General features: G+C 64.3%; 10 protein-coding genes. All 10 read left to right on the top strand.

The window, feature by feature from the left end; genetic code table 11:
- The coding region (locus ABYB95_RS07805) for an acyl-CoA dehydrogenase family protein (protein WP_372657910.1) at nt 1–1026 on the top strand (1026 nt) is incomplete at its 5' end.
- Between the two features lie 26 nt (nt 1027–1052).
- Nucleotides 1053–1466 carry a PaaI family thioesterase gene (locus ABYB95_RS07800; protein ID WP_372657909.1) on the top strand — a complete coding sequence of 138 codons (414 nt, stop codon included), beginning with the start codon at nt 1053–1055 and terminating at the stop codon, nt 1464–1466.
- 60 nt (nt 1467–1526) lie between these two features.
- Entirely contained in the window at nt 1527–3044 is a 1518-nt protein-coding gene (locus tag ABYB95_RS07795) for a class I adenylate-forming enzyme family protein (RefSeq protein WP_372657908.1), read from the top strand.
- 372 nt (nt 3045–3416) lie between these two features.
- On the top strand, nt 3417–4553 hold the full coding sequence (locus ABYB95_RS07790) for a TAXI family TRAP transporter solute-binding subunit (protein ID WP_372657907.1): 1137 nt from the start codon (nt 3417–3419) through the stop codon (nt 4551–4553).
- A 231-nt stretch (nt 4554–4784) separates the two neighbouring features.
- Nucleotides 4785–6773, top strand: a complete 1989-nt coding sequence (locus tag ABYB95_RS07785) for a TRAP transporter permease (protein WP_372657906.1) — start codon at nt 4785–4787, stop codon at nt 6771–6773.
- Nucleotides 6770–7444 (top strand): 3-oxoacid CoA-transferase subunit A, encoded by a 675-nt coding sequence (locus tag ABYB95_RS07780; RefSeq protein WP_372657905.1) that lies wholly within the window; start codon nt 6770–6772, stop codon nt 7442–7444. The genes ABYB95_RS07785 and ABYB95_RS07780 overlap by 4 nt, the downstream gene beginning before the upstream one ends.
- Nucleotides 7441–8088: a 3-oxoacid CoA-transferase subunit B gene (locus ABYB95_RS07775; protein ID WP_372657904.1), complete on the top strand. Its 648-nt coding sequence runs from the start codon at nt 7441–7443 to the stop codon at nt 8086–8088. The genes ABYB95_RS07780 and ABYB95_RS07775 overlap by 4 nt, the downstream gene beginning before the upstream one ends.
- A 14-nt stretch (nt 8089–8102) precedes the next feature.
- On the top strand, nt 8103–9497 hold the full coding sequence (locus ABYB95_RS07770; protein ID WP_372657902.1) for a hypothetical protein: 1395 nt from the start codon (nt 8103–8105) through the stop codon (nt 9495–9497).
- Between the two features lie 55 nt (nt 9498–9552).
- Nucleotides 9553–11298, top strand: a complete 1746-nt coding sequence (locus tag ABYB95_RS07765) for an acyl-CoA dehydrogenase family protein (RefSeq protein WP_372657900.1) — start codon at nt 9553–9555, stop codon at nt 11296–11298.
- 184 nt (nt 11299–11482) lie between these two features.
- The coding region (locus tag ABYB95_RS07760; RefSeq protein ID WP_372657899.1) for an ATPase, T2SS/T4P/T4SS family at nt 11483–12472 on the top strand (990 nt) is incomplete at its 3' end.

Genomic DNA, 12472 nt, shown 5'->3' with positions numbered 1-12472 from the left:
ATGAAGCAGATGGGCCTGTTTGGCCTGACCGTGCCCGAAGCCTATGGGGGCCTGGGCCTGACCATGGAAGAAGAGGTCGAGGTCATGTTCGCCATGGGCCAGACCTCGCCTTGCTTCCGCTCGCTGTTCGGCACCACGGTGGGCATTGGCTCGCAAGGCATTCTGTTTGACGGCACCGAAGAGCAAAAGGCCAGATACCTGCCCAAGCTGGCCACCGGCGAACTGGTGGCTTCGTTCGCGCTGACCGAGCCCGATGCCGGGTCCGATGCGGCGTCTTTGCGCACCACGGCCATCCGCGACGGCGATCACTATGTGGTCAACGGCACCAAACGCTTCATCACCAACGCGCCGACCGCCGACATCTTCACCCTGATGGCGCGCACCAACCCGGCCGACAAAGGCGCGGGTGGTGTGTCGGCCTTCATCGTGGAAGCGAAGACGCCCGGCCTGTCGATCGGCAAGATCGACAAGAAAATGGGGCAGCGCGGCGCCCACACGGCCGATGTGATCTTTGAGAACTGCCGGGTACCGGTTGGCCAGCTGATTGGCCTGCAGGAAGGGCAAGGCTTCAAGACGGCGATGAAGGTGCTGGAAAAAGGACGCATCCACATCGCCGCTATCTGCGTCGGTGTGGCCGAACGCATGTTGCGCGATGCCTTGAACTACGCCGTGGAGCGCAAGCAGTTCGGCCAGGCCATTGCCGACTTCCAGCTCGTGCAGGCCATGCTGGCCGACAGCCAGGCCGAGGTCTACGCCGCCCGCTGCATGGTGATCGACGCGGCGCGCCAGCGCGACGAGGGACGCAATGTGTCCACCCAGGCTTCGTGCTGCAAGCTGTTTGCCTCCGAGATGTGTGGCCGGGTCGCCGACCGGGCGGTGCAGATCTTTGGCGGCGCGGGCTATCTGAGCGAATACGGCATCGAACGGTTTTACCGCGACGTGCGCCTGTTCCGCCTCTACGAAGGCACCAGCCAGATCCAGCAGATCGTGATCGCGCGCAACATGGCGCGCGAGGCGCGGCGTTGAAAATCCATCGACCCAGAGCCTTCGCCATGGACAGCCCCGAGAAATCTCCCGTCGACACTTCTGCCTTGTTTGCCCAGGTGGGTTTCAACCAATTGCTGGATTTGCGCCGGGAGTTCGCCGAAGGTGGGGTGTCGCGCCTGGTGCTGGAGGCCCGGCCTGAGCTGACCAACAACTTCCACAACCTGCACGGCGGCGTGATCATGAGCATGCTGGACGGCGCCATGTCCAGCGCGGCGCTGTCCCGCTCGGATTTTCAGAAGGCGGTGGTCACGATCGAGATGTCTACCGCGTTTTTGAAACCGGGCCGGGGTCGGCTGGTGGCACATGGCAAAGCCATCGGCGGCGGTCGATCGGTCTGTTTTTGCGAAGCCCACCTCGAAGACAACAGCGGCGAACTCGTCGCCCGGGCCATGGGCACATTCAAATACGTGCCTGCCTGAACGCCCGGCCGCACCAGCGCCCAAACCGCCCCCTCCCACCCATTCCGTGACTCCCCTGCCATGACAGCGAACACCGCCACCCGACTCCACGAACTCTTTGATGCCCGCGCGGCCCGTGCACCGGAACAGCCTTTTCTGTTCACCGCTGAGACCACCTGGACCCTGGCCGATCTGGGCCAGCTGGTGGCGACGCTGGAGCAGGAGCTGCACGACTGTGGCGTCGTCCCGGGTGACCGGGTGCTGGTGGTGGCGGAGAACTGCGCCGAGCATGTGGCACTGGTGCTGGCCTGCAGCCGGGTCGGCGCCTGGTCGTGCGGGGTGAATGCCCGCATGACGCGCGCTGAAATCGGCGCCTATATAGACAAGGCCGATCCGCGCGTGGTGTATTTCACCACCGCCGTTTCCGAAGCGGCCCAAGCGCACGCACGCACGGCCTCCGCCCTGCCGTCGATAGTGTCCACGCTGCAGCGTTCACCCACCCACTCTGAGGCCGTGGCCGAGCAAGGGGAACAGGCCGAACGCGTGGCCTCGATCATCTTCACCTCGGGCACCACCGGCCAGCCCAAGGGCGTGCTGGTGACACACGAAGGCTTGTTGCAGTTCGCCCGCGTATCGGCCGAATCGCGCGCGCTGACGCCCCAAGACCGCGCTTACGCCTACCTGCCCATGACCCATATCTTTGGCCTGGGTACCGTGCTCATGGCGTCCTTGTACGGCGGTTCCGCACTCATCATGCGCAGCAAGTTCGACCCGGCCGACGTGTTCGATGCGCTGGCGCAAGGCGGTGTTTCCATGCTGCAGGGGCCACCCGCGATGTTTGCTCGGCTGTTGAGCTGGCGTCGCCAGCAGGGTATCGATCACCCCCCGCACTGCCCGGCGCTGCGTTATGTGTACGCGGGCGCAGCCCCCCTGGACATGGGGCTCAAGCAAGCGGTTGAAACCTGTTTCAACCAGCCGCTGCACCACGGCTACGGGCTTTCCGAGTACGCCGGGGCGCTATGCCTGGTGCGCACCGGCGTGGCCCGCGAAGACACCTCGGCGGGGTACCTGGTTGACGGCGCCGAGCTGCGCATCGTGGACCCCGAAGGCCGCGATCTGCCCACCGGTGAGCGCGGCGAAATCTGGATGCGCGGGGTGGGCCTGATGCCCGGCTACTTCCGCGACCCAACGGCCACCGCACAGGTCATGCGCCCGGGCGGTTGGTACGCCAGCGGCGATCTGGGCTACCTGGACCCCGATGGGGCGTTGACCGTGGTGGGGCGCTTGAAGGAAATGATCATCCGCTCAGGCTTCAACGTCTACCCCGGCGAGGTCGAGATGGTGCTGACCGCCTTTCCCGGCATCGAACGGGTGGCGGTGGTCGGGCGGCGCGAGGCCGACGGCAACGAGGAAATTCTGGCCTTCATTGAACCCATGCCCCACCAGACCATCGACCTGCCCGCACTGCAAGCCTATGCCACCGAGCACCTGGCGCCTTACAAGCGGCCCTCGCGCATCGTGCAGGTCGACGCTTTCCCAATGACGCTCAGCGACAAGGTGCTCAAACGGCAGTTGATCGAAGGCCTGTCGCCCGCGTGACGCCACGCGCCAGGGCCGCGCAGCCCCGGTGCGCGGCGCATCCAGCCCCATGGGCCCCGGCGTTCAGCTTTCCTGAAGCCTTGCTTTGGAAAATGAGAATTGCGGTTTGCCCGCAGATGCGACAACATGAACCCCGTTGAATTCTGCTCTGAGGTCGCCGCGAGGGGTGTCCGGGCGGTTTCAACGGGAAGCACCGCTGCTCGCTGTGGAACGCAAATCGGTGTTCCCGGCCACTGGCCGTTGTGCGCGCGGTGTAGGCGTTGGGCGCCGGCATTTTGAACTGCCGTGGCAGCCCTTTTGCAAAATCCGCTCGCCCATTCTGCGTGCAGCTCACCCCAGAGCAGCGGAAGATAAAACCTAAATGGAGACAAGATGACATACCGATCGAAAATCCTGGCCACAGTCGCCTTCGCAACCGTCATGGGTGCCGCTCCCGGCGCTTTGGCCCAAGACCTGCCCGATTCCATGACTTGGTCCGCCTACGACGTGGGTTCTGCGGGTTATGCCGAAGCATCGGCCATCGCCGATGCCTTCGGGAAAAAATACGGCACACGGATCCGCATCCAGCCGTCGGGTTCTTCGATCGGCCGCCTGCAACCGGTGCTGACCAAACGCGCAGAAGTCGGTTTTCTTGCGACAGAGACATTCTTCGCCACCGAAGGCGTGCACGACTTCAGCGAGCGGCGCTGGGGTCCGCAAGACTTGCGCGCACTCGCAGGCCGGCCGGGCGCCTTTGGTGTGTTCACCGCGGGCGACAACAACATCAAGCAGTTGAAAGACCTCAAAGGCAAACGTGTGGCCTACGTCGCGGGCAATCCGTCCGTCAACGTGAAGTGCGACGCCTTTCTGTCGTTTGCCGGCCTGAGCCACAGCGATGTGGAAGCCATCACCTTTCCCACCTATGGTGCGGCCATGAACTCGGTGGCCCAGGGCTTGGCGGACGCGTCCTGCACCACCACCACCCCGAGCCAGGTCTATGAGCTGGAGCAGTCGCCCAAGGGCATCCGTTGGCTGGATGTTCCCGCCGACGACAAGGCAGGCTGGGCCCGCCTCAAGGCGGTCGCGCCATTCTTCCAGGCGTACAAGGAAACCGTGGGCGCGGGCATCAGCGAAGCCAAGCCCGCCAACATCCTGGCCTACCGCTACCCGATCATGGTGGTGCGTGCCGACATGGACGACAAGACCGCATACGCGGTGGTCAAGGCACTGGACGAAACCTATGGCATGTACAAAGACGCCACCAAGGTCATGCCACGCTGGAAGCTCGAAGATGCCGGCACCCCCGCCATCGACGCCCCATTCCATCCCGGCGCGATCCGTTACTTGAAGGAGCGGGGCATCTGGACGGCAGAGCACCAGAAGTGGAACGACGACCGCCTGGCGCGCCTGAGCGCCTTGCGCGGCGCCTGGACCAAGGCTCTGGCCGAAGGCAAGGGCAAGAGCGACGAAGAGTTCGCCAAGATCTGGGACGAGCAGCGGGAAAAGGCACTCAAAGCGCTCAAGAGCTGATCGGCTCTTCCACCACCGCAAAGGCCTGACCACTGTGACCGTTCAGCCTCGCCGCGCGATCTGCGCGGTGAGGCTGCGTGCGGGTCAACCAGCGGTGTTTGTTGGGGCCGCACGCCATCGCGGCAGCCCTTTTCCCAGGGGTTTATTCCCAGCTTCCCAAGCGGCCGGCATCCCGGCAGACCCGGCTGTCGGCCACCGCGCCAAAGCCTTCTTTACCGAAACGCAGCATCCATGAACTCGTCCATTTCCACTGGTTCCGCCTCTGAGCTGCCACTGGGTGCGCAGCCCGAACCCCGATTGCACGGCACGGCCAAATGGATCTGGCTGGCGCTGGGCACCGTCGGTATGGTGCTGGCCATCAACCAGACCTTCAATCTGTCTTTGCTCGGCTTTTTGCCGCTGGGCAATTCCTATCTGTATTACCTGATCGGTATCTTCCTGGCTGCCGCGTTCATCAGCATCCCGGCCGGCGCCAGCGCTGGCTCGCGCGTCCCCTGGTACGACTGGTTGCTGTGCGTTGCTGTGCTGTGCGCCAGCCTCTACCTGGGCCTGAATGGCCTGACCATCATCGAACAAGGCTGGGACTACTCGGCCCCGTTGCCCGCCACGGTGGCCGCGGGCGTGATGCTGGTGATGGTGCTGGAAGGGGTTCGACGCGCCGGTGGCTGGTTGCTGCTGGGCGTGGCCCTGCTCTTCGGCGCCTACCCGCTGTTTGCCGATCACATGCCGGGCTTTCTGTGGGGCACGCAATACAGCTTTGGTGAAACCATCCGCGCCCATGTGATGGGGGTGGAAAGCATCATCGGCATCCCGATGCAGGTGGTGGCCCAACTGGTCATTGGCTTTGTGGTGTTTGGCGCTGCGCTCACCGCCACCGGCGGCGGCGAATTCTTCATGCAGTTCGCCACCGCCCTCATGGGCCGCAGCCGCGGTGGCCCGGCCAAGGTCGCGGTCTTGTCCAGTGCCATCCTGGGCAGCTTGTCGGGCAGTGTCATCACCAACATCCTGACCAGCGGGCCCATCACCATTCCGACCATGAAGCGCACCGGCTACCCGGCGCACTACGCAGCGGCCATCGAAGCCTGCGCGTCCACGGGTGGCACGCTGATGCCGCCCGTCATGGGCGCGGTGGCGTTCATCATGGCGTCCTTCCTGGGCGTGCCCTATTCCGAGATCATCATCGCGGCCTTTCTGCCGGCCCTGCTGTTCTATCTGGCGCTGCTGTTCCAGGTCGATATCTACGCCGCCGCCCGTGGCTTGAAAGGCCTGCCGGAGTCCGAGATTCCCAAACTGTGGGACACCTTGAAGGTGGGTTGGCCGTATCTGTTGAGCCTGGGCATGTTGATCTACATGCTGCTGTTCATGCGGCTGGAGGCGTACGCGCCGTATTACGCGGCGCTGGTGCTGCTGGGGATTTCGGTGTTCAAGCGCACCCACCGGCTGAACCTGAAGCGCGCGATCACCTTTCTGACCGACCTGACCGGCAGCCTGGCCAACCTGGTGGCGATCCTGGCCGGCATTGGCCTGGTCGTCGGTGGCCTTTCGTACACCGGCGTCGCTGGTGCCTTCTCGCGCGAACTGCTGCTGTACGCCAACGGCAGCGTGCCCTTGATGCTGGCCGCGGGCGCCATCACCAGCTTCGTGCTGGGCATGGGCATGACGGTCAGCGCCTGCTACATCTTCCTGTCCATCCTGCTGGCGCCAGCGTTGATTTCGGCCGGCTTGAACCCGCTGGCCAGCCACTTGTTCATTCTCTACTGGGGCATGATGTCCTACCTCACGCCACCGGTGGCCCTGGCCGCGATCACGGCGGCCGGCATCTCGGGTTCGAGCCCGGTCAAGACCGGGTTTTATGCGATGCGCCTGGGCGCCATCCTGTTCATATTGCCGTTCCTGTTCGTGATCGAACCGGCGCTGATCCTGCAAGGTCCATGGCAGGGCATCGCGTCGGCCTCGCTCACCGCCGTGATCGCGATCTGGGTGCTGTCATCCGCCATGGAAGGCTATCTCTACCGCGTGGGTGCATTGGCCTGGCCGCTGCGCGCACTGGTTCTGTTGGCCGGCATTGCGCTGATCTACCCCGAACGCTTCAGCGACATGATCGGCTTGGCGATCATCGCGCTGATCTACCTGGTCAACTGGCTGCGCGGTGGCCGGCGCCAGCCCACTCAGAACGCCGGTGCACCGGCAAACCTGGCCGGCAAAGGCCAAGAGCCATGATCAACAAGACCGTGGCATCGATGGCGCAGGCGGTGGCCGGCATCCGGGACGGCGACACCGTGATGATCGGCGGCTTTGGCAACTCGGGCATCCCGTTTCAACTGATCGAGGCGCTGCATCAACTACAGGTGCGTGATCTGGTGCTCGTGTCCAACAACGCCGGCGTGCAAGACGAAGGCATTGCCGTCTTGTTGCGCGACCGCCGGGTGCGGAAAATCATCTGCTCATACCCCCGGTCCACCGGCTCGGTGTGGTTCGAGAAACTGTACGAAGAAAAAGCCATCGAACTGGAGCTGCTGCCCCAGGGCACTTTGTCGGAACGCATCCGGGCCGGTGGCGCTGGCATCGGTGGTTTTTTCACCCGCACCGGGTTCGGCACGGCGCTGGCAGAGGGCAAAGAAACCCGCACCATCGATGGCCAGGGCTATGTGCTGGAAAGTGCGCTGAAAGCGGACGTGGCGCTGATCAAGGCCGAGCGTGGCGACCGCTGGGGCAACCTGGTCTACAACACGGCCGGGCGCAACTTCAACCCCATCATGGCCACGGCAGCCCGCACCACCATTGCAGAAGTGTCCGCCATCGTTGAACTCGGTGCGCTGGACCCCGAGTGCATTGTCACGCCGGGCATTTTTGTCGACCGCCTGGTCCAGAGAAGCGCCAACACACCATGAAGCCGATCCACACCAACGACATCGCGCGCCGCCTGGCGCAAGACATTCCGGACGGCGCCTACGTCAATCTCGGCATCGGCCTGCCGACCCAGGTCGCCAACCACGTCTCGCCCGACCGCGAGGTGGTGTACCACAGCGAGAACGGCATTCTCGGCGTGGGGCCGTCACCGGCCAGCGGTCAGGAAAACCCCGAACTCATCAACGCCAGCAAGCAGCTGGTGACGCTGCTGCAGGGCGGCGCGTTTTTCGACAACGCCCAATCCTTCGGCATGATGCGGGGCGGGCACATCGACATCGCGGTGCTCGGCGCGTACCAGGTGTCCGCCAGCGGCGACCTCGCCAACTGGTCGACCAACCAGGAACACTACCCGCCTGCGGTTGGCGGTGCGATGGATCTGGCCGTTGGCGCCAAGCAGGTCTTTGTGCTGATGCGGCACACCATGGCGGACCAGACCCACAAAATCCTGGAAACCTGCACCTACCCCCTGACCGGTGCCGGGGTGGTGACGCGTATCTACACCGACCTGGCCGTGATCCATGTCACCCCGCAAGGCCTGCAAGTCCACGAACTCCACCCCGGCAACAGCTTCGAAGAAGTGCAGGCGCTGACGGGCGCAAGCTTGCTCCCACCGGTGCGGCTCTGACGCCCGGTCTCGGCATGGCGAACGGCACGACAGCCCCTGCGGGCACAGAGCAGGCATTGGGCGTGGCACCGGTTCCCTACCGAACCGTGCGTTCGGTCTTCGCCTACCTGGCGCTGCTGATCGGTCTGTTGCCACCGTCGGCACACACGGAGTTGTTCGGCGCACCACTGGTTCTGGTCGCGGTACTCGCGGGCTGGCGCGACCTGCGCCGGGTCTCGCGCGTATTGCTGCTGCTGGTCGGTGCCTCCGGTCTGGCAGCGTGGCACTGGGCACCCCAGCTGTTGGGCAACGCCGCAGCCAGCACCACCCACCTCACCGCCCTGGTGGTGGCGGTGATGTTGCTGTCGGCCACGCTGGGCACGTCACGCGATCTGGGCGTTTTGTCCGGCAGCCTCTTTGCCGGCCGGTCGCTGCCGCGCTACCTGGGCATCAGCTTCGCCACCGGATTTCTCGCGGTACCGCTCAACTTCGGATCGGTCGGGGTGATGGGCACGGTGGTCGCGCGCGTGAAGCAATTGCGCGGCGACTCCAGCCTCACGCGCAACGCGGCGCGGGCGGTGCTCCGGGGTTTTGCCCTGTCCTCCATTTGCTCACCGCTGTCCATCTCGGTCGTGATCACCCTCACCTTTCTGCCCAGCCTGGGTCTGCACCAATTGATCGCAGTGAGCCTGCCTTTCGCCTGCCTGTACCTGTTGCTGGGCAGTGTCTTTCGCGAGCCTGAAGTCCTGCCCGCAAGCGACGGTCCTGTCCTGGCCGACGCCGTGGCGCGCGCGCCGGCCATGCTCCCCTGGCTGCGCTTCACGGCCTACATCGCAGCCATTTGCCTCGGCGCCTGGGTATTGAGCAGCTTCGCGCAGATGCGCTATTCGCGCGCCGTCGCGCTCAGCTGCGCGGGCGCCGTCGCACTCGGCTGGCTGCTGAAACGGCTGCGTGGCGAACCCGAAGGCCTGCCATCCATGGCGCAGGTCAGCAACGAACTGGTGGTGATGTGCGGCTCCGCCTTTCTGGGTGTGCTCGCGGGCGGCGCTGGCTTGTACTTGCTGGGGCTGGACTTTGGCCTGCCGCTCTGGGCCGGTCCGCTGGTGGCATTCGGCGTGCCCTGGCTGTTGTTTTTGGCCGGCATGGCGGGCCTGAACCCCATCGTGACCGGCACCCTGATCGGCGCCATGCTGGCCCCCATCTGGCCCCCATCCGCCTTGCTCGGTCTGGGCTTTGGCATGGTGTCCGGCTGGGGCTTGACCGTCGCCGGGACCCCGTATTCGGCCAATTCGATGCTGCTGAGCCGCATCACCGGCTACGACGCGCACACCGCCGCGCTGCAATGGAACCTCAGACTGTCTTTGTGTTCGCTGTGCCTGGCCGGTCTGTTGGCGGCCGGCTTGACTTATGGGCTCACCGCGGCGCCTTGAGCAGCGAGTGCTGCCTTTGTCGCGCCGCACAACGCCCACACCAGGAGAAGAACGTATGCCCAACCTCACTACCGCACAGACCTCCACCGCGATCCCCGATCGACACGGCGCCAATCTTTTTCTCACCGACCCGTCGCTGGCCGCCTTGCTGCAAATCTATTTGCCCGGTGCGCTCTACCGCCACGTTGAGGCCGTTTTCGTTGAGCTCGGTGCCGCAGCGGGCGGACCGCTGGACGAGCTGGCCCAACTTGCCGACCGCCACCCGCCCACGCTCAAGCACCGCACGCGCACCGGTCAGGATTTGCAGCGCATCGACAAACACCCCGCATACGTGGAGCTGGAGCGCATGGCATTTTCCCGCCTGGGCCTGGCCGCCATGAGCCACCGTGCCGGTGTGTTCGACTGGCCCGAAGCGCTACCGAAACTGGTCAAGTACGCCCTGACCTATGTGTTTGTGCAATCCGAGTTTGGTCTGTGCTGCCCCTTGAGCATGACCGACTCCCTCACCGGCACCTTGCTCAAGCACGGTGACCAGGCGCTGATCGATCGCTACCTGCCCGAACTCACCACACAGGACTTTGACCAGCTGTCGCAAGGCGCCATGTTCATCACCGAACAGGGCGCGGGTTCGGACGTATCGGGCGTCACGACCCGCGCCTACCGCGACGGCGACGGCTGGAAACTCCAAGGGGAGAAATGGTTTTGCTCCAACCCGGATGCAGCCCTGGCCATGGTGCTGGCGCGGGCCGACGGAGCCCCTCCTGGCATGAAGGGGCTGGGTCTGTTCCTGATGCCCAGAACCTTGCCCGATGGCTGCCGCAACAGCTACCACATCGTGCGCCTGAAAGACAAACTGGGCACGCGCTCCATGGCCAGTGGCGAGATCCGCTTGGACGGCGCCACCGCCTATCCGGTGGGCGAGATCGGCCGAGGCTTCCACAACATGGCCACCATGATCAACATGTCGCGCCTGTCGAACGGCGTACGCGCCGCCGGTCTGATGCGCCGTGCTGTGGGTGAAGCCCTGTTCATCGCCCGGAACCGCCAGGCGTTCAACCGCCACCTGATCGACATGCCGTTGATGCAGCGCACGCTGATCAAGATGCTGCTGCCCAGCGAACAGGCCCGCACCATGTTCATGCACCTCTCCGTCTGCATGGGCCGGGCAGACAGCGGTGACCAGGAAGCCGAAAAACTGGTCCGCATCCTCACGCCGCTGATCAAGTTCCGCGCCTGCCGCGACGCCCGAAAGGTCACCCAGGACGGTATGGAAGTGCGCGGTGGCTGTGGCTACATCGAAGAATGGTCCGATCCACGCATCGTGCGCGACGCCTTGCTGGGCTCGATCTGGGAAGGCACCAGCAACATCGTGGCGCTGGACGTGGCGCGCTCGATCCAGCGCGACCACACGCTGCCGTTCCTGCAGCGTTACCTGGAACACAAGCTGGACCACGAACACATACCGGTGCGTTCGCGCGAAAGCCTAGGGAAAACCCTATATCAAGTGGTGCAGCTGATGCAGGAAAGCGCCCAAGCTGCCGACGATGCAGACACCCGCCGGGCGGCGACCGCGCTCTACAACATCACCACGGCCATCCTCATGGCCTGGGAGGCCGCACAATCCGGCACCGATTTTCGACGCTTGGCCTTGGCGCACGGCGTCCTGCGGCACCGGATCTTGCCCCAGGACCCGCTGGGTGCGCGTGCGGGGGCAGAAGAACAGCGCCTGGTGCGCCAATTGTTGGACGAAACGCCCCTGACCTTGGCCGAAGCCATGAGCGCCTGGCTGCCAACAGGATGATCGGCGCCTGCGCACCAGACGGGTTTGACCAACTCAGAGCGATCGTCGCCACCGGAGGCGCCGAGCACAGCCAAGCCCGTTTAGCGACCTGCATACAACGCCTGGCCGTCAGAATCCGCCATTTAGACACATTCCACCTCAGTAATGCCGTCCAAGTCGTTGATTTGCGATAGATTACGGGTTTATGGCGTCTGCAGACACGGTCATCCAAGATACCCCCTCCATGGCCTTGCCCGGTTTGGGACGCGCGCTCGTGTCCGCTGGAAAACTCGGGCAAAAAGCCGCCGAGGATTTGTACAAAAAAGCCCAGAGTGGGCGCAGCAGTTTCATCGCGGAACTGACCGGCTCTGGCGCGGTATCGGCCTACGACCTCGCCCACACCATGTCGGCGGCGTTCGCCGCACCTTTGCTGGACCTGGACGCCATTGACGTCCAGCGGCTACCCAAAGACTTGTTGGACGGTCGCATCTGTGCCGACTACCGCATCGTCGTCCTGAGCAAACGCAACAACCGTTTGCTGGTCGCCACCGCCGACCCTGCGGACCAGCAGGCCGCAGAAAAGATCAAATTCGCCACCCAGCTTGGGGTGGACTGGGTCATCGCCGAGTACGACAAGCTCAGCAAACTGGTGGACTCGCAGAACACCAGCGCCAACGAGGCGATGGACCACATCATCGGTGGCGACTTTGAGTTCGACGAGATGGCCGCCGAATCGGCGGTCTCAGAAGCCGTTGACAAAACCACCTCGGACGTGGACGACGCCCCGGTGGTCAAGTTCCTGCACAAGATGCTGCTGGACGCCTTCAACATGCGGGCATCCGACCTGCACTTTGAGCCCTACGAACACACCTACCGCGTGCGGTTCCGGATCGACGGCGAGCTGCGGGAAATCGCCTCGCCGCCGGTGGCCATCAAGGACAAACTCGCGTCGCGCATCAAAGTGATCTCCCGCATGGACATCTCCGAAAAGCGGGTGCCGCAAGACGGGAAGATGAAGCTCAAGATCGGCCCGGACCGGGTGATCGATTTCCGGGTCAGCACCCTGCCCACGCTGTTCGGCGAGAAGATCGTGATCCGTATTCTCGACCCCAGCAGTGCCAAGGTGGGTATCGATGCGCTGGGGTATGAGCCGGAGGAAAAAGAGCGTCTGATGGAAGCCATCGGGCGCCCGTAT

It is taken from the genome of Hydrogenophaga sp. (genome assembly GCF_041633695.1).
Lineage (GTDB): Bacteria > Pseudomonadota > Gammaproteobacteria > Burkholderiales > Burkholderiaceae_C > Hydrogenophaga.
The sequence above is the reverse complement of the archived record's forward strand: the minus strand, read 5'-3'. Positions and strand labels throughout refer to the sequence as shown.